A 23627-nucleotide genomic window follows, 5' to 3' on the forward strand; every position below is an offset into this window, starting at 1 on the left:
GCGCCCCGGAACGACCCGTTCAACAACAGGACGCTCAAATGAACGCCCCCACGAAGCCCGGCTTCACCGACTACATCGTCAAGGACATTGCGCTCGCCGATTTCGGCCGCAAGGAGATCTCGCTGGCCGAGACCGAGATGCCCGGCCTGATGGCCACCCGCGAGGAGTTCGGCCCCAAGCAGCCGCTGAAGGGCGCGCGCATCGCGGGCTCGCTGCACATGACGATCCAGACCGCAGTGCTGATCGAGACGTTGGCCGCGCTCGGCGCCGACATCCGCTGGGTCTCCTGCAACATCTATTCGACCCAGGATCACGCCGCAGCCGCGATCGCCGCCGCCGGCATTCCGGTGTTCGCCGTCAAGGGCGAGACGCTGACCGAGTACTGGGACTACACCGCGAAGCTGTTCGACTGGCACGGCGGCGGCACGCCGAACATGATCCTCGATGACGGCGGCGACGCCACCATGCTGGTGCATGCCGGCTACCGCGCCGAGCAGGGCGACACCGCCTTCCTCGACAAGCCGGGCTCCGAGGAAGAGGAGATCTTCTACGCGCTGGTCAAGCGCCTCTTGAAGGAGAAGCCGAAGGGCTGGTTCGCCGAGATCGCCAAGAACATCAAGGGCGTCTCGGAAGAGACCACCACGGGCGTGCATCGCCTCTACGAGATGGCCAACAAGGGCACGCTCCTGTTCCCGGCGATCAACGTCAACGACAGCGTCACCAAGTCGAAGTTCGACAATCTCTATGGCTGCCGCGAGTCGCTGGTCGACGGCATCCGCCGCGGCACCGACGTGATGCTGTCGGGCAAGGTCGCGATGGTCGCCGGCTTCGGCGACGTCGGCAAGGGCTCGGCCGCCTCGCTGCGCCAGGCCGGCTGCCGCGTCATGGTCTCCGAGGTCGATCCGATCTGCGCGCTGCAGGCGGCGATGGAAGGCTATGAGGTCGTGACCATGGAAGACGCGGCGCCGCGCGCCGACATCTTCGTCACCGCCACCGGCAACAAGGACATCATCACCATCGAGCACATGCGCGCGATGAAGGATCGCGCCATCGTCTGCAACATCGGTCACTTCGACAACGAGATTCAGATCGCGAGCCTTCGCAATCTGAAGTGGACCAACATCAAGCCGCAGGTCGACGAGATCGAATTCCCCGACAAGCACCGCATCATCATGCTGTCGGAAGGCCGCCTCGTGAACCTCGGCAATGCGATGGGCCACCCGTCCTTCGTGATGTCGGCCTCCTTCACCAACCAGACGCTGGCGCAGATCGAGCTGTTCGCCAATAACAAGGACAGCAAGTATGCCAAGAAGGTCTACGTGCTGCCCAAGACGCTCGACGAGAAGGTCGCCCGCTTGCACCTCGCCAAGATCGGCGTCAAGCTGACCGAGCTGCGCAAGGACCAGGCCGACTATATCGGCGTGAAGCAGGAAGGTCCGTACAAATCGGATCACTACCGCTACTGATCCGCGCCCGCAGCAATCGATCACGTGAAGAGCCCCGGCCTCGCCCGGGGCTTTTTGCTAGGCAGGCTCGTGCATCAAGCTGGGATGCCGCACGCAATTTGACTGGTCGCCCCCGTGCACCGGTCGAGGACCGGTCATACCAAAATGGGCCGTGCAATAAGGTCCCTTTCGGATTCGGGAAATCAGAGATGGCTTGCCAAGGCTCGGGTTGCTAGGGTCGGCTCTCTCGGGTTACAGAGCTACTTGCCCTGCGGCTCTTACCCCGCAATCGGCTAGTCAGTAGGGGAGGCAAATGCGCTGCCCCTCCAAAGTGAGGCATCATCATGGGTTTGGCGCTCAACGTTGCAGTCCTATTGCGCGGGTGGCTTTTGGCACACCATGCCAACGGGCCGGTCGCAACGCTTGGTGTGATGGACTGCGGCTTCTCAGAGAAAGCCTTTACTAAAGCCATAGAGAAGGTTTCGCTATGGGCATCCGCCGATCGCCCTATGAGCGCGGCTCGTTATTTTCAAATGTGCGGAGGGCTAAATGATCTGTCAAGCATCGACATCAGCAAATACGAGGGCGCCGATTTCGAGTTTGATCTAAACAATGAAAGTCTTCCACCTGAATTGATCGGCCGCTTCGGCGTGGTGCTTAACGGCGGGACGCTGGAGCACGTCTTTCACGTTCCGAACGCGCTCACCAACATCTCGCGCATGCTGCGTCCCGGCGGCCTTGCCGTCCATATCTTGCCGATGAGCAATTGCGTTGATCATGGCTTCTATCAATTCAGCCCTACGCTCATGCTTGACTATTATGCGGCGGTGAAATTCGATCTGCTCAACTCGATTTCGCTCCACTTCTCTCCGCAGTCGCCGCGCTGGCTCGTTAAACCAGCCCTGCTCGGCTCGTACGGCGAAGGCCTTATCGGCACCTTCGACCAAAGAATCGCCTTCCACATGCTCGTCGCCCGCAAGCGTCCCGATTCCCTCGATTGGGCAATCCCAATCCAAAGCCTGTACGGCCGGAAATTTACAGGTCAACGCCATCTATCCGACGCGATCGAGTGGTTCAGTCCCTTCGAGATTGAGAACGGTCGCCGGATCGAGTCCGGTAAACCGACCGAGTTTCGTATCGAGTCGTTTGCGAGCAACGGCGGCTTAATGTGGGGTGCGACACTGCCGGATTATCTTCCGCGGGGTGACGACAGTACGAGCCCCATAAGTTCTAGCCTCGCATTGTTCGAGGATGGTAAGCTCCTTGGACCACCCCACTCAGCTCATGACACGATCCAGAAAATTGGGCGAGGCGCATATTCGCATTGGGGTGGAGCGCTCTTCTTGTCGTCTAGCGACGGATCCGATCCAAATACGAATGGACGTCAATACCTCTGCAAGCTGTGAGCGAGTCGGCTATATATTGGTCACGCGGACGAGTTTACTGGAAGAACCTGATGAAGCACCGTCTCGAGCTGGCTGCGGACGTATCGATATTGCTTCCCGATCCGTCCTAATCTAAATAGCTTGAACAGAGCATGAGTGAACGGCAGCACAGCTCGCTTATGAACCTGGTGATGGTCGCTGATTTCATCAATCGTGTCATTTCGTCACCGGTCGGTGTCGTGTTTCGCTGTTGGATGCAGCCGCGCAGTATCCCGGGAGGTCGTGGAGGCTGGAGTGCCGCGCGCCGATTCGGAGAGTGTTGCCGCAAGTCTTAAATCTGGTTCGATGTTAGCTTGATGCGCCGATCGGACGTACTTTCTTTCGCAAAGGCGCTGCGCGCTTTGAAGACACCAGCCACTACGCGCGCTCGGGCGTCAATCGCATCTCACCGTAACATCCGTGACGATGCGCAGCCCCCCTCGATCGGGTGAGACGGACACATCATACACTGAGTTGTGCTCCGGATAAGCACCGGAGGACTTGCCATGTAGGGCAACTCAGTGGTCACTTGCGCGCGAGGAGGGAGCCGGACGAGCGTGTTTAGGTCACGGTCTTTCGGTCGCCGGCGCTGTGCCCCAGTTGCCGTGAGATCTCGCCCGCACAATCGCGCAGCGCAGTTGCAATTGCGCTGTCCCAGCTGGCGTCGAAGGTGCCCTCCGGGCCCATCGCTGTGATGACCAGCGCGACGTGGCGGGCGTGATCGAACACCGGCGCGGCGAAGGCGTTGACGCCGGGCAAGGGATCGCCGATCGCCCGCGCCAGCCCGCGGCTGCGGACCTCGGCGAGGATATCGGCCGTCTTCGCGTCCGCCGGCGGACGCTTCGGATTGTAGCCGACGCCGAGGCGATCGAGGCCACTGTCGAGCGCAGTCCTGATCGCGTTCGGCGGCATGAAGGCGGCGAAGGCGCGGCCGGTCGCGGTCTCGAGCAGCGCCACCACCGATCCGACGCGCATCGCGATATGCACCGGATGGCTCGGCTCCTCGAGCCGCACCACGGTCGCACCGTGGGTGCCCCAGACCGACAGCGACACCGCGTGATTGATGCTGTCGGCGAGCGCTGCGATCCGCGGCGTTGCGATCCGTACCGCCGACTGCCGGCGCAGGCTGATCAGGCCGAGCTCGAGCGCCAGCGCCCCGATCTCGTAACGGCCAGTGGTCTCGTCCTGCTCGATCAGGCCGATGCGGGAAAAGCTGACGAGATAGGGATGCGCCTTGGCCGGCGGCATGCCGGCTTCGCGGGCGAGATCGCGCAGCATCATCGGTTCGCCGCTGCGGGCCAGCGCGCGGAGCAATTCTCCGCCGACCTCGATCGACTGTATGCCGCGGCTCTCTCTCGTCATGTGGCCCTGCCAGCTCCGACAATGTGCTTATACGGCGAGAAACCCTCCGTCGACCGGCATGGTCACGCCGTTCACATAAGATGCCAGCTCCGATGCGAGGAACACCACCGGGCCGACCAGCTCCTCCGGCTGCCCGACGCGGCCGAGCGGTGTGCGGCCCAGAAATCCGGCGAGCCGGCCCGGGTCGTTGCGGGTCGCTTCGGTCATCGCCGTTTCGATCACGCCGGGCGCGATCGCATTGACACGAATGCCGTCGGCGGCAAGCTCGCGGGCGAGCGCCTGGGTGAGGAGCTTGACGCCCCCCTTGGACGGCGCATAGCCCAGCGTATCGGCAACGCCGAGGAAGGACGCGATCGAGCCGAGATTGATGATCGTGCCGCGCGTCTCGCGCAATGCCGACAGGAAGGCGTGGGTGACGTTGAATGTGCCGGTCAGGTTGACGTCGAGCACCCGCCGCCAATTCTCGCGTGCACGGGGCGAGCCGATGCCCTCACGGATGATGATGCCGGCATTGTTGACCAGGATCGCGATCGGCCCGACCTCGCGCGCCGCACGCTGCGCCAGCGCGGAGCACGCCTCCGCATCGGTGACATCGAGCTCGAACGGCCATGCCGCGCCGCCGTGCTGGCGAATGTCGGCCGCGGTTTGCTCGGCGCCGGCGCGATCGATGTCGGTCACTACAACGTCCGCGCCATGCGCCGCGAGGCCAAGCGCGATGGCGCGACCGTTGCCGTGCGCAGCGCCCGTCACCAGCGCGCGCTTGCCTGCGAGCAGAGTCGCCATTGCGCTCATGGCGCGCTTCCTTCCGCCGCCACGCCGGCGATGTGCCTGCCCGCGATGTAGCCGAAGGTCAGCGCAGGCCCGAGTGTGATGCCGGCGCCGGGATAGTTGCCGCCCATGATGCTCGCCATGTCGTTGCCGGCGGCATAGAGGCCGGCGATCGGCCGGCCGTCGGCGTCGAGCGCGCGGGCATTGGCATCGGTCCTTATGCCGGCATAGGTGCCGAGATCGCCGATCACCATCTTGATGGCGTAGAACGGCCCGTGCTGGATCGGCGCGATGCAGGGATTGGGCCCGTGCAGCGCATCGCCCTGGTAGCGGTTATAGGCGCGCGAGCCCTTGCCGAAGGCGGGATCGCGTCCCTCCGCCGCGGTGGTGTTGAACTCCGCGACGGTCGCCTCGAGCGCCTTGGCGTCGATGCCGGCCTGCGCGGCGAGCTCCGTCAGCGTCGCGCCGCGCTTGAGATAGCCGGTCTTCAGATGATGGCCGAGCGGCATCGGGCGCGGCGGCACGCAGCCGAGGCCGTATTTGCGCAGCGTCTCGTGATCGCAGATGAGATGCGCCGCGATCTCCTCGCCGGGCTTCGCCGCCTTGATCATCGCCTGCACGAAGTCGTGGTAGGAATTGCCTTCATTGGCAAAGCGCCTGCCATCGGCCATCACCGCGATCACGCCCGGCTTGGCGCGATCGATGAAATGCGGCATCACGCCCTTCGAGCCGTCCTTGCGCGTCGTGACCGAGACCGGCACCCAGGCCGCGGCGTTCGGCAGCGAGTCGTCGACGCGGCCGCCGGCGGATTCCGCAAGGCGCAAGCCGTCGCCGGTGTTGCCGGTCGGGCCCGGCGAATAATGCTCTTTTCCAGTGGGGGCGTGCGGAAACATCTTCTGCCGTCGCGCGACGTCATGCGGGAAGCCGCCGCAGGCGAGCACCACGCCACGCTTGGCGTTGACGCGGATCGTGCGCCCTTCACGCACGACGACCGCGCCGCGCACCGCGCCGTTCTCGACGATCAATTCGCGCACCGGCGAGTTGAGCCAAAGCGGGATCTTGAGGTCGAAGGCGGATTTCGCCAGCCGTCCGGCGAGCGCGTTGCCGTTGGTCAGCGTCATGCCGCGGCCGTTGCGCATCACGTCGATGGCGTGCTTCGACAGCCGTTTGGCGACATAGGCCGCCGAGGTCAGCGATCTCGTCGCGCGCATGAAATGCACAATCTCCTTGCCGGAGCCGAGCATCATGCCGAACACGGTGAGCTCGGGCAGGGGGCTGCCGAGATTCTTAAGGGCGTCGCCGAGCTCGTGGGCGTCGAACGGCCGCGTCACCATCGAGCGGCCGCCCTGCGCGCCGCCCGGCGCTTCCGCATGATAGTCCGGGAAGGTCAGCGGCATGTCGAAGCGCACCGCGGTGCTGGTGGTGAAGAATTCGACCGCCTTCGGCCCTTCGGTCAGGAACGCATCGACGCGCGCGGCATCAAAGCTGTTGCCGGCCTCGTGGCGCAGATAGGTTTTGGCCTGATCGGGGCTCTCCTCGATGCCCCAGGCCTTGGCCAGCGAGGTGCCGGGGATCCACAGCCAGCCGCCGGAGCGCGCGGTGGTGCCGCCGAACCGCGGCTCCTTTTCGACCACCAGGACCTTGAGGCCGTGATGGCCGGCGGTGACCGCCGCCGACAGCCCGGCGCAGCCGGAGCCGACGACCAGCGCGTCGCAATGATACGTTTCCTGGGTTTGTTCGTTGGCCACGCGATCGATCCTATTTCTTGAGCAGCGGGCACTTCGACTCGGAGATCGGACGATAGGCATCCTCGCCCTTCACTGTCTTGACGATGTCGAGATAATCCCACGGCTCCTTGGACTCCGAAGGCTTCTTCACCTTCGCCAGATACATGTCGCGGATCACGCGGCCGTCCTCGCGCAGCTTGCCGCCATGCACGAAGGTGTCCTCGATCGGCAGCTCGCGCATCTTGGCCATCGCCGCCTTCGGATCGTCGGTGCCGGCGGCCTGGATCGCCTTGAGATAATGCAGCACCGAGCCGTAGACGCCGGTCTGGATCATGGTCGGCATCACATTGGCGCGGGCGTAGAACTTCTTCGACCAGGCGCGCGTCTTCTCGTCCATGTTCCAGTATGACGCCGTCGTCATGTAGGTGCCCTGCGCGGCGTTGAGGCCGATCGCATGCACGTCGGTATCGAACATCAAGAGGCCGACCAGCTTCTGGCCGCCCTGCACGAGGCCGAACTCGCCGGACTGCTTGATCGAATTGTCGGTGTCCTGGCCGGCATTGGCGAACGCCACCACGTCGGCCTTCGAGCTCTGCGCCTGCAGCGCAAAGGAGGAGAAGTCGGCGGTGTTGGTCGGATGCTTGACGCTGCCGAGCACCTTGCCGCCCATCTCGTTGATGAAGCGCGTCGCGTCCTTCTCGAGCTGCTGGCCGAAGGCGTAATCCGCGGTGACGAAGAACCAGGACTTGCCGCCTTCCTTGATCACGGCCGAGGCCGTCACCTTGGAGAGCGCGTAGGTGTCGTAGGCGAAATGCACCGTGTTGGAGCTGCACAGTTCGTCGGTCAGCGAGCTCGCGCCGGGACCGGACAAGAGCGCGATCTTGTTGCGCTCGCGCACCATGTTGTGCACGGCGATCGCGATGCCGGAATTCGGGATGTCGACGACGGCGTCGACCTTGCCGTTGTCGAACCAGCCACGCACGATCTGCACGCCGACATCGGTCTTCATCTGGTGGTCGGCGGAGATGATCTCGATCGGCTTGCCGAGCACGGTGGGGCCGAATTCCTCGACCGCCATCCTGGCCGCCTCGACCGAGCCCGGGCCCGAATTGTCGCGTCCCCAGCTCGACAGGTCGGTCAGCACACCGATGCGCACGACGTCGTCGGAAACCTGGGCGTGAGCGGCCGTGGTGATCACCGCGACAATGGCTGCCGCCAGAAACTGTCTCATCATTCCTCCCTTTGGACGTCCGCGTTCTTCGGCGGGTCATCTCAGGATTAGGAATTGTCTAATCAGTTTGTCAATGGCGAATTAGGTGTGTGAATAGTGTCACAAGGTTGGCACCAGTGCGGCGCGATGCTTCACATTTGGTGAGCGAACGCTTACATTGGCTCGTCCGGGACGGCACCGCGGCAACGATTCCGGCTCATTTGCCAGACCGCGCCGCAGTGCCAAGTCACTATGAAACAGGGGAGTTTTCGCGGACGGCGACGCGTCTCGCCGCCCGGACTGGGCCGCCCGTGAAGGGCAAGGCTCCTGCGGGGCGGGGCATGAAGGGCGTCGGCGGGCAGCGATCATAGACGGATCATGTTGAGACAGCTCTTCGCGCCGCAGCTCGTCATTCTTTACGTGCTGGTGGCCTCTACGCTCTACGTCCACTTCCGCGGCAAGCATCGGTTGCGCTTCGCTCGCCAGCTCGGCGATCACTCGACCTACCTCGCGCCCTACAATGTGCTGATGTATGCTGGCTCCGCCGTGCCCAACACGCCGGTGATTCCGGTTGAGCAGTTTCCCGAGCTCAAGAAGCTCTCCGACAATTGGGAGACGATCCGGGACGAGGCCACGCGCCTGTTCGACGAAGGCTTCATCCGTGCCGCGGCCAAGAACAACGACTGGGGCTTCTACTCCTTCTTCAAGAGCGGCTGGAAGCGCTTCTATCTGAAATGGTACGACGACTTCCTGCCGTCGGCGCGGACGCTGTGCCCGAAGACGGTGGAGCTGCTCAACTCGATTCCGAACGTGCATGGCGCGATGTTCGCGATGCTGCCGCCGGGCGGTAAGCTCGGGGCGCACCGCGATCCCTTCGCCGGCTCGCTGCGCTATCACCTCGGCCTCGTGACGCCGAACTCGAACCAGTGCCGCATCCTCGTCGACGGCGTCGAATGCGTCTGGCGCGACGGCGAGGCCTTCATGTTCGACGAAACCTTCATCCACAGCGCCGAGAACAAGACCGACGTCAACCGCATCATCCTGTTCTGCGACGTCGAGCGCCCGATGAAGTTCGGCTTCATGACGGCGATGAACCGCTGGGTCAGCCACAACATCGTCAAGGCGTCGGCGACCCAGAACGTTGACGGCGAGCACGTCGGCGCGCTGAACAAGGTGTTCGGCAAGCTCTACGAGATCCATCTCGCCAGCCGCAAGGTGAAGGAGTGGAATCGGAACGTGTATTACACGCTCAAATATTCCGCGACCGCGCTGATCCTCGGCCTGATCGTGATGTCGGCGCTGCACTGACCGCGGCGGCGTTGCCGCGTTGGAAGCAAAAGCCCCGAAGCATGCTCCAGGGCTTTTTGTCTGGGACGAGAGCTGTGAGGCGGAACAGCGTCAGTCGCGCTCGAAAACCTTGGCGCCAGGGTAGATTCGCCTGGCATAGGCGACGACCCACTCCCTGTCCTGGGTCTCCAGGAACGGAGTTCGGATCTTGCACGACCCGACGATCAGGTGCCACAGGCCGTTCAGCTTCTGAATGTTGACGATCATCTGAGTGGTCCTCGAAACCCGCGTTCCAGTCGACACCTGCCACGCGTGACAGTCTTGCGATTGACGGCTCGGAGCAGTGATCCTGATCACGTTGGAGTAGCCGCGAGTGTAAAAATCTCTCGCCATCGCTCAACTGTACGGGCGTAAGCACGGGCCATCACAAGGAATCAGGCGGGCTATACCAAGGTATGTTGGTGTCGATCAGGAGGTGCAGCCGCAGCGTCGGGGCCGTTCAACTTTGCGCGGCGGCGCGCCTTCGCGCTCCGATCCGTTACGTGGGCGTGATAACGTCCGATCTGGCGTTTCGCATTGAGGGGACCTTGCCATGTCGGAGTCATCAGGAGCTTTTGCGACCACTGCGCTGAGCGGCTACGAGCTGCTGGCCGATCCGCAGCTGAACAAGGGCACGGCGTTCTCCGAGGCCGAGCGCGAGGCGTTCGACCTGCATGGCCTGTTGCCGCCCAATATTTTGACGCTGGACGAGCAGGTCTCGCGCCGCCTCGAGGCGCTGCGCGGTTTTGAGACCGACATCGAGCGCTATGCCTTTCTGCGCGAGCTGCAGGACACCAACGAGACGCTGTTCTACGCGCTCCTGGTCGGCAACCTGGAAGAGCTGTTGCCGATCGTCTACACGCCGACCGTCGGCGAGGGCTGCCAAAAATTCAGTCGGCTGTTCCGCAAGCCGCGCGGGCTGTTCCTCAGCATCCCACATCAGCACCGGATCGACCGCATTTTCGCCCATCCGCGCTTCGATCACGTCGAGGCGATCGTGGTGACCGACGGCGAGCGCATCCTCGGCCTCGGCGACCAGGGCGCCGGCGGCATGGGCATCCCGATCGGCAAGCTCGCGCTCTATACCGGCTGCGGCGGCCTGCATCCGGCGACGACGCTGCCGATCATGCTCGACGTCGGCACCGACAATCCCGATTGCCTCGCCGATCCGCTCTATGTCGGCTGGCGCAACGAGCGCGTCCGCGGCCAGGCCTATGACGACTTCATCGAGGCTTTCGTCGCGGCGGTGGTGAAGCGCTGGCCGCGCGTCCTGCTGCAGTGGGAGGATTTCGCCAAGAACAACGCGACGCGCATGCTCGAGCGCTATCGCGACCGGCTCCTGACCTTCAACGACGACATTCAGGGCACCGCGGCGGTGGCGACCGGCGCCTTGCTCTCCGCGATCAACGTCACCGGCGTGCCGCTCACCGAGCAGCGCGTCGCCGTGCTGGGCGCAGGCTCGGCCGGCTGCGGCATCGCCAGCCTGATCCGCGCCGCGATGGTCGATGCCGGCCTGTCGGAGAGCGAGGCGGCGAAGCGCTTCTTCATGGTCGACCGCGACGGGCTGCTGCTCCAGGGCATGGGCGGGCTCGCCCCGTTCCAGCTTCCGTTCGTGCAGGACAGGCAGGCGATCGCGAGCTGGCAGCTCAGCCATCCCGACAAGATCGCGCTGCTCGACGTCGTGCGCAACGCGAGGCCGACGGTGCTGATCGGCGTCTCCGGGCAGGCCGGCGCGTTCTCCGAACCGATCGTCCGCGCGATGGCCGAGTGCAACAAGCGGCCGGTGATCTTCCCGCTGTCCAACCCGACCTCGCGCGAGGAGGCGACGCCGGTCGATATCGAGGCGTGGACCGAGGGGCGGGCGTTGATCGGTGTCGGCAGCCCGTTCCCGCCGATCATGCGCGACGGCGCGCGCTTCAAGGTCGACCAGACCAACAACTCCTACATCTTCCCGGGGGTCGGCGTCGGCGCGCTCGCGGTCGGTGCCAGCCGGGTCAGCGACGGCATGTTCATGGCCGCCGCCAAGGCGCTGGCCAGCGTCTCGCCGGCGCGCGACAACCCGAAGCACAATCTGCTGCCGCCGGTCAGCGCGTTGCGCGACGTCTCGCAGACCGTGGCGCTTGCGGTCGCGCTGCAGGCGCACAAGGAGGGATTGGCGAGCAACGTTCCGATCGACCAGGTCGAGGCGCGGATTCACGCCAAGGTCTGGACGCCGCGCTACGTGCCGTACCGCCGCAGCGATCGGGCTTAGAGCTCGGCGCGTCGGTGCGGGGCGATCCTCCGGGCCGCGCGCGGCCCCGCATCGATTTTATGACCATCATGATCGGGTCAGGATGGGCTCGACCTCGCTTACGCCTTCTCAACGGGCTTGACCGAAGTAAGAATTTTCTTCAATCTTGGTATGCCAAATGCCAGTGGCGGTCCTTCGGGGATTTGGACGTCGCGGTGTCCGCAGCCCGTGATCGCACAACGTCGACACAACGAGGAAACGGGGAGGGAAGTCGAATGGCCAATCTTGGCATGTCGCGCAGGGAGTTGCTGGTCGGGTCCATGCTCACGGCGGTCGCCGCGGCGGCGCCGCGACCGCTCCGGGCCCTCGACAATACGGGCGCGCTGGCGCGATCGAAGACTGGCATGGTGACGAGCCCGCACGAACTTGCCACGCAGGCAGGGCTCGAGGTGCTGCGCAAGGGCGGCAATGCGATCGAGGCGGTCATCGCCATCGGTGCCACGCTGTGCGTGACCTATCCGCATTTCAGCGGCCTCGGCGGCGACAGCTTCATGGTGATCAGCGACCGCAAGGGAAATGTGCGGACGCTGTCCGGTGCAGGTCAGGCTGCGCTCAACCTGCCGAACTACAGCGGCTCGGTCCCGATCCGGGGGCCTGGGTCGGCGCTGACCGCGGCCACGACCGTCGACGTCTGGGACCAGGCGTTCGATTTCAGCCGCAAGTCCTGGGCCGGAAAGCAGAGCTGGGCGTCGCTGTTCGAGCGCCCGATCGAATACGCCGGCAAGGGCTTCCCGGTCACGCCGTCGCAGCGCTTCTGGCAGGACATGGAAGCGAAGAACTTGAAGGACTGGCCCGACATCCAGCGCATCTTCATGCCCGCCGGCCGGATGCCTGAAATCGGCGAGCCGCTGGTCCAGCCTGAACTCGCGAAATCGCTGGAGATGCTGGCGGCAAACGGCGGGCGTGATTTCTACGAAGGAAAGCTCGCCGCGCGCATTGCGGCCGGACTGAAGCAGATCGGCTCGCCGCTGACCGCCGACGATCTGGCACGCTGCCGCGCGCGCGACGAGACGCCGTTGCGCGTCGGCTATCGCGGCGGCGAGCTGCTCGGGCTGCGCCCGCCGACGCAGGGTCTCACGACACTCGAGATCATGGGTATCCTCGACCGCTTCGAGCTCGCGAAATATCCGGAAGGGAGCGCGGACTACTATCACCTGCTGGTCGAAGCGGTGAAGCAGGCCTTCATCGACCGCAGCCGCTACATCGGCGATCCGGAATTCGTCGACGTTCCGGTCAATCAGCTGCTCTCGGCGAGCTACCTCGACGCGCGCGCGAAGGCGATCAACCTCGAGAAGGCGATGCCGTGGCCGCACGTGTTCAAGAAGGGCGACACGGTTTATCTCGCCGCGACCGACCGGGACGGCAATTGCGTCAGCATGCTGCAAACCGTCTACTACGATTGGGGAAGCGGCATGGTGGCCGGCGACACCGGCATCATCTGGCACAACCGCGGTGCGTCGTTCAACCTCGACCCGGCGAACCCCAACTGCCTCAAGCCAGGCAAGCGGCCGTTCCACACGCTCAATCCGGGAATCTATCTCAAGGGCGGACGGCCGCATCTGCTGTACGGCACGCAGGGAGCCGACGGCCAGCCGCAGACGCTCGCGGCGGTGCTGACCAGGCTGATTGACTACAACATGGATCCGCTCACCGCGCTGTCGCGACCGCGCTTCCTGCTCGGCAAGACGTTCTCCGATGCGCGCGACAGCCTGAAGCTGGAGAAGGATGCCGGTGAAGAGGTCTTGAAGGCGCTCGCCGGGCGAGGCCACGAAATCAGTCCGATACCGGCCCAGAGCCCGCTCGCGGGACATCCGGGTGCGATCCGGATCGACGCCGACGGAAGCATCACCGGGGCGCATGATCCGCGCAGCGACGGGCGGGCGCTCGGGCTGTCATGAGACGAAGCGCGGCAGATTGACGAAGCCGCCCGGCGGCTGCCGAATCCGGCAGCCATCTGCGAAGCATGGTCCCCCCGGTGGGCGAGCGGTGGCGGACGACGCCCTCGACGCGTTGCGATCCGTCGCTCGCCGTGGCCGACTGAAGGCCGACTAAAGTTCAAGCCTCGACGGTCCATCCCGGTGGAACTTTCCGGCGCGCGTTATCGTTCGTGCTCAAACAAACCACAGTCAATATCCGTCGGGGGGCTGTGCGAGGGAGACACCCCCATGGCAAGATTTGGCCCAACGCTTGGTCTGACCCCCGGCCTCGACGCCAACCGGCTCACACCATCCGAGCATCAGCTGCAGATGCGCCGTGCGGTGATCGCCTCCACCGTCGGGACCGCGATCGAGTGGTATGACTTCTTTCTCTACAGCACCGTCACCGGCCTGGTTTTCGCAAAACTGTTCTTTCCGCATTCCGATCCCTGGGTCGGCACGCTCGAGGCCTTCGCCATCTATGCGGTCGGCTTCGTCGCGCGGCCGATCGGGGCTGCGATCTTCGGGCACTATGGTGACCGCATCGGCCGCAAGTCGACGCTGATCGCGACGCTGCTGTTGATGGGACTGGCGACCGCGGCGGTCGCATTGGTGCCGACCTATTCCAGCATCGGCATCTGGGGTGCGGTGATCCTGACCGTGTTGCGCTTCATCCAGGGCGTCGGCGTCGGCGGCGAATGGGGCGGCTCGGTGCTGATGTCGATGGAATGGGCGCGCAACGATCGCTCCCGCGGCCTGATCGCGTCATGGCCGCAATTCGGCGTGCCCTGCGGACTGTTCCTCGCCAATCTCGCGGTGCTGGCTTTCAGCCAGATGTCGGGCGACCAGTTCCTGTCGTGGGGCTGGCGCATTCCGTTCGCGCTCAGCATCGTCCTGGTCGGTGTCGGCCTCTACATCCGGCTCGGCATTCTGGAAACGCCTGTGTTCAGCAAGCTGCTGGCCGAGCGTCAGCTCGACCGCACGCCGATGCTGACGGTGATCCGCGATCATCCGAAGGAGATCCTGCTGTCCGCCTTCGCGCGGATGTCCGAGCAGGCGCCGTTCTACATCTTCACCGCCTTCGTGTTCTCCTACGGCGTCGGAACGCTGCACGTCTCGCGTGACTTCCTGCTGACCGCGGTGCTCGCGGCCTCGGTGCTGTCGTTCGTCTCGATCCCGCTGTGCGGGCACATCTCCGATCAGATCGGCCGCAAGAACATGTACATGATCGGCGCTGCCGTGACCGGCGTGTTCGGCTTCATCTATTTCGCGATGCTTAACACCGGATCGGAAACGATCATCTTCCTTGCGATCTTCCTGTCGCTGATTCCGCACGACATGCAGTACGGCCCGCAGGCGGCCCTGATCGCAGAGAGCTTTACTGGTCGCCTGCGCTACAGCGGCGCCTCGCTCGGCTATCAGCTTGCTTCCGTGATCGCCGGCGGTCCGGCACCGCTGATCGCGACCTGGCTGTTCGGCACGTTCCATTCGGCGACCGCGATCGCGGCCTATATCGCGGCTTGCGCAATCATCACGCTGGTCGCGACCGCGATGATGACCGACTACACGGGCAGGGACATCAATGCGCCCGAGGCGCATCAGCAGCGGGTTTGAGTAGCAAGGGAGCAATCGATGATGAAGTGGCGAAAAGAATCCGCGCTCGATCTCTATAACCTCATCGCAGCAATTTTTCTGCTCGCTGCGCCGTGGCTGTTCGTGCAGGCCAATCCGACCGCGGCGATCGATCTCAGGATCAGCGGCGCGGCGATCGCGATCATGTCGCTGGCGGCGATCGTCGCGTTCTCGATCTGGGAAGAATGGATCAACCTGGTCGTCGGCTGCTGGCTGATCGTCTCGCCCTGGCTGCTCGGCTTCGCGCATACCCGCGCGATGCATTTTGCCATCGCCGCCGGCGCGGTGGTGGCGTTCATGGCGCTGCTCGAGCTGTGGCTCGAATACGAGAAGACGCATTTCGGCCCGGCGGCGCCGCACGCCGCCGAAAGGCAGTAGGATCCGCCGCTGGCGAGACCGAGGTGTGGCTCCTTGTCTTTAAGCATGACCTGCTCGGAAAACCGCTTCGCACTTTTCCGGATCATGCTCTAGCAGCCGCGGCAAATGCCCTTGATCTTGCGGTCGACGATCGCGTCCTCCTGATCGATGACCTGCTGCGATGTCGATGTCGTCGCCGGAACATCGGCGGCGCGCGGCTGGCGATGGCCGACCGGCGCCGACCACGGCCTGCTCGCGGTTTCGTTTGACGCGTAGGCGCGGGGCTGCTGGACCGCCGCCTGTGCGAAGCAAGCGGTCGCCATTGCCGCGGACATAATCGCAGCCAAGCCAAGTCGTACGCCGGGTCGTTGAAGATCGATCATGAAAACCTCCATACCGTCGTCGCCGCGTTTTGCGCGCGGCCTTGATGACATGGAGTGCCCCGGTCGCTCCGGTATTCCCCGCTCCATCCGATGTGATCGGGCGCTCGCGACGCGGTGATCGCGCGTGATGAAATAATTTCGGGGCGCTCGCGGTCTTTGATCACAGGAGCCGAGCTAGGTCGGCTTCACCCACCGTACGGAGAAATCCCATGACCAAATTGACCTTCGCGGCGCTTGCGCTGGTTGCGGCAGCCGCCTGTTCGGCCCAGGTGTCCGCCGCCGGCAACAACGCTGCGGTGCGGCGCGCCAATGCTTCGATGACGACAACGACGGTCAGCAGCAAGACCACCGATTGTGTGCGCGCGCCGAAGGTCGGATCGTTCGCGACCGCCCCCTTCACCGAGCCGCCCTGCATGCCCGGCACGATGCGCTGACCGCGCACAGCAAAAAGCCCCGGACTCGAGGTCCGGGGCTTTGGGCCTTGCCTCGTTCCTGAGGCGGTTATTCCGGCTTGCCGATCGTTACCGCGAGCTTGCCGACGCCGTCGACACCGCATTCGAGCTTGTCGCCCACTTGCAGCTGCGAGACGCCGGCGGGCGTGCCGGTCATGATGATGTCGCCGGCGGCGAGCTTCACCTGCTGCGAGAGCTGCCAGATGATCTCAGGCACGTTCCAGATTAGCTCGGTGAGGTCGCCCTTCTGGGCTTCCTTGCCGTTGACGGCGAGCCAGATCTTGCCCGCGGTCGGGTGGCCGATCTTCGCGGCCGGCTGGATCGCCGAGCAGGGCGCGGAATAGTCGAACGACTTGCCGATCTCCCAGGGCCGCTCCTTCTTGCGCGAGGCGATCTGCAGGTCGCGGCGGGTCAGGTCGATGCCGACGGCATAGCCGTAGACATGCTCGAGCGCCTTGTCGGCGGGAATGTTCAGCCCGCCACTCTTCATCGCCACCACCAGCTCGACCTCGTGATGCAGGTCCTTGGTCAGCGGCGGATAGGGGATGGTCGCGCCGTCGGGCACCAGCATGTCGGCATGCTTGCCGAAGAAGAATGGCGGCGCGCGCTCGTCATTGCCCATCTCCCTGATATGCTCGAGATAGTTGCGGCCAACGCACCAGATGCGGCGGACCGGATAGGTGCCGGATTCACCGACGACGGGAAGCGAGGGCTGCGGGGGAAGCGGAATGACGGTGGATGCGGCGTTCATGAACGGGTCCCGGAGGGTTGAAGGAGGGAGCGCGGGCGGTATTTACGCGCTTACGCCGCTCAGGGCTAGTGGCCGCGGCTGCATCCGGCGCAGAGGTGAGGCCAGCTTTCCGCCGAGCGCGGCCGCCTTTGGTCGACAATGGCGGTGGTGTCCATGAGGAAATGGCTTTCGGTCGGCCTGGTGCTGATCGTTGTGGCCCTGATCGCCGCCGCCGTTCGGTTTTTCACGGTCGCCCCGGAGCGGATCGACCGGGCGCAGAACAGGGTCCAGCGCGTGGCGCAGGATATCACGCCCGCCGCAACGGCCTTGCAGGCGACGCTCGACGTGGCGGACATGCATGCGGACAGCCTGCTGTGGAAGCGTGACCTGATCGCGCGATCCGATCCCGGCCATATCGATCTGCCGCGCCTGATCGAGGGACACTACGCGCTGCAGGTGTTCTCGTCTGTCACCAAGTCGCCCAAGGGCCAGAACTATGATGCCAACGGCGCCGATACCGACACTATCACCAACCTCGCCATCATCGATCTGCAGCCGCCGCGGACGTGGTTCTCGTTGCTGCAGCGCTCGCTGTGGCATGCCGAGAAACTGCGGAGCTTCGCCGAACAGTCCGCCGGGCGGCTGCGCCTGATCGCAACGCCGGCCGACCTCGACCGCCTGCTCGCCGACCGCAAGAGCGGCGCGACGGTGGTTGGCGGCATGCTTTCGATCGAAGGTTTGCAGGACATCGAGGGCAACATCGCCAATCTCGACGTGCTCTATGCCGCCGGATTCAGAATGGCCGGTCTCGCGCATTTCTTCGATAATGATGTCGCAGGCTCAATGCATGGCGTCGCAAAGGGCGGACTGACGCCGCTCGGCCGGCAGGTGGTGCAGCGGATGGAGGCGATGGGCATGATCGTCGACCTCGCGCATGCCAGCCACGCGGCGGTCGCCGAGGTGCTGGCGATGGCGACGCGCCCGGTGGTCTCGAGCCATGGCGGCGTTCAGGCGACCTGCAAGGTCAACCGCAACCTCACCGACGACGAAGTCCGGGGTGTCGCGCGGACCGGCGGCGTGGTCGGCATCGGTTTCTGGCAGGGCGCGGTCTGCTCGCTCGATCCGAAGGACGTCGCGCGGGCGATCGCCCATGTCCGCGACCTGGTCGGAATCGACCATGTCGGCCTCGGCTCGGATTTCGACGGCTCGACCACCACGGGCTTCGATGCCAGCGAGATCGTCGCCGTGACCCAGGCGCTGATGTCGCGCGGGTTCTCGGAGGACGACATCCGCAAGGTCATGGGCGGCAATGTCCTGCGCGTGCTGCGCGCAGGCATGGCCCCGAAGGGGTGAGACGCCCTAGCCGGTGGCGCTGATCGGCGCCAGCGCCAGCGGCGACGGGTCGTGGTGGTGCTGCAGGCGGAAGAACGAGGCGTAGCGGCCGCCGCGGCGCAGCAGCTCCTCGTGCCGTCCGCGCTCGACGATCTCGCCGCCCTCGACCACCAGGATCGCGTCGGCATGCATGATGGTGTGCAGGCGGTGCGCGATCACGATCGTGGTGCGGCCCTGGCAGAGATGCTCGATCGCTTCCTGCACCTGCTTTTCGGACTCCGAGTCGAGCGCGGCGGTGGCCTCGTCGAGCAGGATGATCGGCGCGTTCTTGATCAGCGCGCGGGCGACCGCGATGCGCTGGCGCTGCCCGCCGGACAGCTGGGTGCCGTGCTCGCCGACCGGCGTGTCGTAGCCGAGCGGGAAGCTCATGATGAAGTCGTGCGCGCAGGCGGCCTTGGCGGCGTCGACGATCTCTTGCTCGCTGGCGCCCTGCTTGCCGAAGGCGATGTTGGCACGGATGGTATCGCGGAACAGATAGACGTCCTGTCCGACATAGGCGGTCTGCTGCCGCAGCGACTTGCGCGACACTGACGAGATCGGCTGTCCGTCGATCAGGATGTCGCCCTCGCGCGTCTCGTAGAAACGAAGCAGCAAGGCCAGCACGGTTGATTTGCCGCCGCCGGAGGGGCCGACCAGCGCGGTCACCTTGCCGGGCTCGGCCACGAAGCTCATGCGGTTCAGCACCGGCTCGCCCGGCCGATAGGCGAAGCTGACGTCGCGCAGCTCGATCCGCGCGTCGGAGAGTTTCAGGGCCGGCTTGCCGTCATCGGACTGTTCGCTCGCCGGGCTATCGACCACCTCGAGCAGCATCCGCGCGCCGACCAGCTGGCTGTTGAGATCGATGTTGAGCCGCGCCAGCCGCTTGGCCGGCTCGGTCGCCATCAGGAAGGCGGTCAGGAACGTGAAGAACTGGCCCGGGGTGGAACCGAGCGCCACCACGCTGTAGCCGCCATACATCAGGCAGCCGGCGACCGCGAAGCCGCCGAGCATCTCCATCAGCGGATTGGAGCGGTTGGCGACGCGCGCCATCTTGTTGGCATTGCTCTCGACGGTTGCGATGTGCTCGTCGATCCGCTGCTGCATGGTGCCTTCCAGCGTGAACGCCTTCACGGTGCGGATGCCCTGCAGCGATTCCTGCATCGTCTCCATGATGTCAGCGGTGCCGGTGAACTGGTTGTAGGCGAGCCCCTTGATCCGCTTCACCAGCCTGCGCAGCATCAGCATCGCCGGCGGCACCGCCACGAGCCCGATGAACGACATCAGCGGGTCCTGCCAGACCATGACGGCGACCATGCTGATCAGCATCAGGAAGTCGCGGCCGATCGCATTGACCAGCATGTTGAGTACGTCGGTGATCGACTTGGCGCCGGCGGTCAGCCGCGCCAGGAATTCCGACGAGTGCCGCTGCGAGAAGAAGCCGATGCTCTCGCTCATCAGCTTGGCGAATAGTTGCCGCTGGTTGCTGGCGAGGATGGCGTTGGAGATCTTGTTCAGGATCACCATGTGGCCGTAGGTCGCCACGCCCTTGATGAACAGCAGCACCACCGTGATCCCGGCGAACATGGCGATGCCGGGGATGTTCTTGTCGACATAGGCCTGGTTGATCACCTGGCCGAGCACGTAGGTGGCGCCGGCCGTCGAGCCGGCCGCAATGGCCATCAGGGCGAACGCCGTCAGATAGCGCCGCCAATAGGTAATCCCTTGTTCCATGACCAGGCGGCGAATCAGGATCGCCGCGCCATAGGGATCGTCGGTAATTTTCTTTGGAAACTGGGCCATCCGCGTTCCATTGACGGCGGGCAGCGCCGGCCGTCAGGGTTGCGGGACCTCCTTGCCCGCTTGGCGGGGCTTTTTCAAGTACAATAACTGCTTGATAACGGTTTGTTTTTTAGGCCGATTCCGCGTGTCGCGCGGAGCCGGCGCGCTCCCGGAACAGCTTCTCCTCCCAGGCCAGTGCGTGGCTCGCGATGGTCTCGAGATCATCGTAGCGCGGCGTCCAGTCGAGCAGAGAACGGATCCTTGTCGTGTCGGCCACCATGGTCATGATGTCGCCGGGCCGGCGCGCGGCGTGGGCGACCGCGAAATTGCGCATCGAGACCCGGCGCACCGCCTCGATCGTCTCGAGCACGGAATAGCCGCGGCCATAACCGCAATTCATCGTCACCGATTGCCCGCCGGCACGCAGATAGGACAGCGCCGAGCGGTGCGCCTCGACGAGGTCGCTGACATGGATGAAATCCCTGATGCAGCTGCCGTCCTGGGTCGGATAGTCGGTGCCGAACACGTCGATCTTGGCGCGCTGGCCGGTCGCGGCCTCGACCGCGATCTTGAGCAGATGGGTGGCGCCGATGGTGGCAAGGCCGACGCGGCCCTTCGGGTCGGCGCCTGCGACGTTGAAGTAGCGCAGCACGACGTAGCCCATGCCATGAGCGGATGCGACGTCGTGCAGCATGATCTCGGTCATCAGCTTCGACGAGCCGTAGGGCGATAGCGGACGCGTCGGTGCGATCTCCGGCACCGGCACCTGGTCCGGGTTGCCGTAGACGGCCGCGGTCGAGGAGAAGATGAAGCGGCTGACGCCGCCCTTCACCGCCGCGTTGAGCAGGCTGCGGGTCGTCATGGTGTTGTTGCGGTAGTAGCCGAGCGGATCGCGCATCGAGTCCGGCACCACGACGGAGCCCGCGAAATGGATGATGCTGTCGATGCCGTGCTGGGCGATCACGCCCTCGACGAGATTTTCGTCGCCGGCATCGCCGATGAACAGCGGCACGCCTTCGGGCAGGAACGCGGAGAAACCGGTGGAAAGGTTGTCGAGCACGACGACGCTCTCGCCGGCATCGACCAGCGCATGAACCATGTGACTTCCGATATAGCCGGCGCCGCCGGTCACGAGCACGGTCATGGATAGAGCTCTCCCGATGTTCTTTAACCGGTGATGCTAGCGGGAGTGCGGTGAAGAGGGGGCTTCGCCGCGGCCGAACTGGCCACTATGCTTAATGTTGCGTATAGGAACTGGCACGAAACGGAGACTTGAGTGCCGATCGAGAACACACCTGCCGGCGAGCTCGAGCTCATCGTGCCCAATCTGCACCGACGCTATTCGGGTGTCACCGCGACCAACCGCATGGTCGCGCCGAAGCTCGCCAAAATGCTTCGCGCAGCCTGGCTCGGCTCGCATCGGCCCGACGGCATCGACGCGATCGGATTCGCCGATCTCCTGCACCTGTGGCGGCGCGCATCGCCGCTGATCTGGCATGCGCGGCGCAACGACGAGATGATCGTCGGGCTCGCGCTGCGCGCGCTCGGCTGGCCGCTGAAACTGATCTTCACCTCGGCCGCGCAGCGCCATCACACCTGGCTGACGCGCTGGCTGATTCGCAACATGGATGCGATCATCGCCACCAGTCCGCTGTCGGCCTCCTATCTGAAGCGCGACGCGACAGTGGTGATGCACGGCGTCGACACCGACCGCTATGCGCCGCCGGCCGATCGCGCGAGCGCCTTCGCCGAGAGCGGATTGCCGGGACGCTATGCGATCGGCTGTTTCGGGCGGGTGCGCGCGCAGAAGGGCAGCGACGTCTTCGTCGAGGCGATGTGCAGGCTGCTGCCGCGCTATCCCGATTTCACCGCCGTCGTTGTCGGCGCCGTGGTGCCGGAGCAACTCGCCTTTGCCAACGAGCTGAAGCGGAAGATCGAGGCCGCCGGCCTGCAATCGCGCATCATCATCACGGGCGAACTGCCCATCGAGGACGTCATGCGCTGGTATCAGCGGCTGACGATCTACGCCTTCACCTCGCGCAATGAAGGTTTCGGCCTGACCCTGATCGAGGCGATGTCTGCGGGCGCGGCGCTGGTGGCAGCGCGCGCGGGCGCCGCCGAGTTCGTCGTCGAGGACGGCGTCACCGGCGTGCTGACGCCGCCTGGCGACGCCGATGCGCTGGTGGCCGCGCTGGAGCCCTTGATGCGCGATCCGGCTACGGCCGCGGCGATGGGGGCGCGGGCGCGGCAACGAGTTGTGGATAAGTTCAGCCTCGATGCCGAGGCGAACGCGATCGCCAAGGTCTACCGCGCGCTGACCTGAGCCAGCACGCGCTGCGCAATCTCCACGACCTCTTCGGGGGCGATGTCGCGCATGCAGCGATGATCGTTCATGGTGCAGACCGTGCGCTGGCAGGGCTGGCACGACAGCTTGCTCCTGGTCTGTAGCACCGTCGCGGCGAGGCCGTTGAGGGGCGCCCAGAGATAAGGATCGGTCGGGCCGAAGATGCCCATGGTCGGCGTGCCGATTGCGGCGGCGATGTGCATCAGGCCGGAGTCGTTGGTCACAGCGACGCTGGCCGCGGCCATCGCAACGATGCCGTTGCGCAGATCGCTGCCGGTGAGGTCGCGGACCCGCGCGCCGCCGACGGCCGCGATCTCCTGCGCCAGCGCCTTCTCGCCGGGGCCGCCGACCACCCAGACGTCGAAGCCATGTTCGGCGAACAGCCGCGCGGCCTCCGGATAATAGGTCCAGCGTTTCGAGGCGCCGACCGAGCCGGGGCCGAGCGCGATGGCGGGACCGCGGCCGAGGCCGTTAGCCTGCCGCCAGCGTTCGATTTCGTCCGCGGGAACCCGAAGCTGTGGCACGGGCCATTCCGGCGGGCGGGCGGCGCCGTCGGGCAGCGCCAGGATCGCGTTCTTGTCGATGAAGCGCGGCTGCTGCTTTTCACCCCATCGCATCGCGTTGATCAGGCCGAATCGCACCTCGCCAAAGAAGCCGACCCGTTCCGGGATGCCCGCCAGCGCCGGCGCGAGAGCGGCCTTCCAGGTTCGCGGCAGCACCAGCGCGGTGGCGTAGTTCCGTCGGCGAAGCTCGGCCGCGAGGGCCTGCTGTTGGGCCAGCGCCAGCCGGCTGCGCGGCAGGTCGGACACGATCCCGGCGCGAACATCGGGCATATAATCGACCAAAGGGGCGCAAAGCCTGGACGTCAGAAGGTCGATCGGCCGGTTCGGCCAACGCTTGCGGAGCACCCTGACCACGGTGTGGCCGCGCACGAAATCGCCGATCCAAACATAGGGCACGACGAGGATAGGTCTGGTATCCCCGGTATCCTGTGTTTCGATATCAGATATTGAATCAATATTCATTTCTAAATAGGCCAAGGCCGGTCGGGCGCGGCCAAGTCGGTAACCGGTTCGCGATGAGAGGTAAAGCCGTCGTTGCCTGCGACGCG

The 23627-nt window shown here is 64.9% G+C and carries 20 protein-coding genes; 10 read left to right on the forward strand and 10 right to left on the reverse strand.

Annotation, left to right across the window (positions count from 1 at the left end):
- Positions 1 to 38: 38 nt before the first annotated feature.
- Both ahcY and ACZBJS_RS21150 read left to right on the forward strand, forming a co-directional pair.
- Positions 39 to 1466: an adenosylhomocysteinase gene (ahcY, locus tag ACZBJS_RS21145; RefSeq protein WP_038388536.1), complete on the forward strand. Its 1428-nt coding sequence runs from the start codon at positions 39 to 41 to the stop codon at positions 1464 to 1466.
- 323 nt (positions 1467 to 1789) lie between these two features.
- Positions 1790 to 2851, forward strand: a complete 1062-nt coding sequence (locus ACZBJS_RS21150; protein ID WP_463439098.1) for a class I SAM-dependent methyltransferase — start codon at positions 1790 to 1792, stop codon at positions 2849 to 2851.
- A 579-nt stretch (positions 2852 to 3430) separates the two neighbouring features.
- Here ACZBJS_RS21150 and ACZBJS_RS21155 read toward each other — a convergent pair.
- The 4 genes from ACZBJS_RS21155 to ACZBJS_RS21170 are packed head-to-tail and all read right to left on the reverse strand — an operon-like array spanning position 3431 to position 7960.
- Complete coding sequence (locus ACZBJS_RS21155; protein WP_463439099.1) at positions 3431 to 4231, reverse strand: IclR family transcriptional regulator; 801 nt, start codon at positions 4229 to 4231, stop codon at positions 3431 to 3433.
- Between the two features lie 27 nt (positions 4232 to 4258).
- A complete protein-coding gene (locus tag ACZBJS_RS21160; RefSeq protein WP_463439100.1) occupies positions 4259 to 5023 on the reverse strand; it encodes an SDR family NAD(P)-dependent oxidoreductase in 765 nt (254 codons plus the stop codon).
- Positions 5020 to 6747: an FAD-dependent oxidoreductase gene (locus ACZBJS_RS21165; protein ID WP_463439101.1), complete on the reverse strand. Its 1728-nt coding sequence runs from the start codon at positions 6745 to 6747 to the stop codon at positions 5020 to 5022. Before ACZBJS_RS21165 ends, ACZBJS_RS21160 begins: the two co-directional genes overlap by 4 nt.
- 10 nt (positions 6748 to 6757) lie before the next feature.
- A complete protein-coding gene (locus ACZBJS_RS21170; protein WP_463439102.1) occupies positions 6758 to 7960 on the reverse strand; it encodes an ABC transporter substrate-binding protein in 1203 nt (400 codons plus the stop codon).
- A 354-nt stretch (positions 7961 to 8314) separates the two neighbouring features.
- On the opposite strand from ACZBJS_RS21170, the gene ACZBJS_RS21175 reads away from it, so the two are divergent.
- A complete protein-coding gene (locus ACZBJS_RS21175) occupies positions 8315 to 9244 on the forward strand; it encodes an aspartyl/asparaginyl beta-hydroxylase domain-containing protein (protein ID WP_141342913.1) in 930 nt (309 codons plus the stop codon).
- Positions 9245 to 9334: 90 nt separating this feature from the next.
- On the opposite strand, the gene ACZBJS_RS21180 is transcribed toward ACZBJS_RS21175, so the two are convergent.
- Positions 9335 to 9490 (reverse strand): hypothetical protein, encoded by a 156-nt coding sequence (locus tag ACZBJS_RS21180; protein ID WP_016843659.1) that lies wholly within the window; start codon positions 9488 to 9490, stop codon positions 9335 to 9337.
- 325 nt (positions 9491 to 9815) lie between these two features.
- Between ACZBJS_RS21180 and ACZBJS_RS21185 the strand changes: the two genes are divergently transcribed.
- The 4 genes from ACZBJS_RS21185 (at position 9816) to ACZBJS_RS21200 (ending at position 15478) form a co-directional block, all read left to right on the forward strand.
- Positions 9816 to 11513, forward strand: a complete 1698-nt coding sequence (locus tag ACZBJS_RS21185) for an NAD-dependent malic enzyme (protein WP_463439103.1) — start codon at positions 9816 to 9818, stop codon at positions 11511 to 11513.
- A gap of 254 nt (positions 11514 to 11767) precedes the next feature.
- Positions 11768 to 13450, forward strand: a complete 1683-nt coding sequence (gene ggt / locus ACZBJS_RS21190) for a gamma-glutamyltransferase (protein ID WP_463439104.1) — start codon at positions 11768 to 11770, stop codon at positions 13448 to 13450.
- 267 nt (positions 13451 to 13717) lie between these two features.
- A complete protein-coding gene (locus ACZBJS_RS21195; RefSeq protein ID WP_283070192.1) occupies positions 13718 to 15082 on the forward strand; it encodes an MFS transporter in 1365 nt (454 codons plus the stop codon).
- An 18-nt stretch (positions 15083 to 15100) separates the two neighbouring features.
- Entirely contained in the window at positions 15101 to 15478 is a 378-nt protein-coding gene (locus tag ACZBJS_RS21200) for an SPW repeat protein (protein WP_092089518.1), read from the forward strand.
- A gap of 89 nt (positions 15479 to 15567) precedes the next feature.
- Here the strand turns inward: ACZBJS_RS21200 and ACZBJS_RS21205 are convergent, their stop codons facing one another.
- Positions 15568 to 15840 carry a hypothetical protein gene (locus ACZBJS_RS21205; RefSeq protein WP_463439105.1) on the reverse strand — a complete coding sequence of 91 codons (273 nt, stop codon included), beginning with the start codon at positions 15838 to 15840 and terminating at the stop codon, positions 15568 to 15570.
- 209 nt (positions 15841 to 16049) lie between these two features.
- Here ACZBJS_RS21205 and ACZBJS_RS21210 point away from each other — a divergent pair, with 209 nt between their 5' ends.
- Positions 16050 to 16274, forward strand: coding sequence for a hypothetical protein (locus tag ACZBJS_RS21210; RefSeq protein WP_168855041.1), 225 nt, complete (start codon positions 16050 to 16052; stop codon positions 16272 to 16274).
- Positions 16275 to 16341: 67 nt separating this feature from the next.
- Here ACZBJS_RS21210 and ACZBJS_RS21215 read toward each other — a convergent pair whose 3' ends face one another.
- Positions 16342 to 17043, reverse strand: coding sequence for a fumarylacetoacetate hydrolase family protein (locus ACZBJS_RS21215; protein WP_463439106.1), 702 nt, complete (start codon positions 17041 to 17043; stop codon positions 16342 to 16344).
- A 153-nt stretch (positions 17044 to 17196) separates the two neighbouring features.
- On the opposite strand from ACZBJS_RS21215, the gene ACZBJS_RS21220 reads away from it, so the two are divergent.
- Positions 17197 to 18375 carry a dipeptidase gene (locus ACZBJS_RS21220; RefSeq protein ID WP_463439107.1) on the forward strand — a complete coding sequence of 393 codons (1179 nt, stop codon included), beginning with the start codon at positions 17197 to 17199 and terminating at the stop codon, positions 18373 to 18375.
- Between the two features lie 6 nt (positions 18376 to 18381).
- Here ACZBJS_RS21220 and ACZBJS_RS21225 read toward each other — a convergent pair whose 3' ends face one another.
- Positions 18382 to 20193, reverse strand: a complete 1812-nt coding sequence (locus tag ACZBJS_RS21225; protein WP_463439108.1) for an ABC transporter ATP-binding protein — start codon at positions 20191 to 20193, stop codon at positions 18382 to 18384.
- 109 nt (positions 20194 to 20302) lie between these two features.
- Entirely contained in the window at positions 20303 to 21316 is a 1014-nt protein-coding gene (gene galE, locus ACZBJS_RS21230) for a UDP-glucose 4-epimerase GalE (RefSeq protein ID WP_463439109.1), read from the reverse strand.
- A gap of 138 nt (positions 21317 to 21454) precedes the next feature.
- Here galE and ACZBJS_RS21235 point away from each other — a divergent pair, with 138 nt between their 5' ends.
- Positions 21455 to 22495, forward strand: coding sequence for a glycosyltransferase family 4 protein (locus tag ACZBJS_RS21235; RefSeq protein ID WP_463439120.1), 1041 nt, complete (start codon positions 21455 to 21457; stop codon positions 22493 to 22495).
- Here the strand turns inward: ACZBJS_RS21235 and waaF are convergent.
- Positions 22477 to 23541, reverse strand: coding sequence for a lipopolysaccharide heptosyltransferase II (gene waaF, locus ACZBJS_RS21240; RefSeq protein ID WP_225644505.1), 1065 nt, complete (start codon positions 23539 to 23541; stop codon positions 22477 to 22479). The genes ACZBJS_RS21235 and waaF overlap by 19 nt on opposite strands.
- Positions 23542 to 23627 lie beyond the last annotated feature (86 nt).

Source organism: Bradyrhizobium sp. KZN70725, from assembly GCF_055264925.1.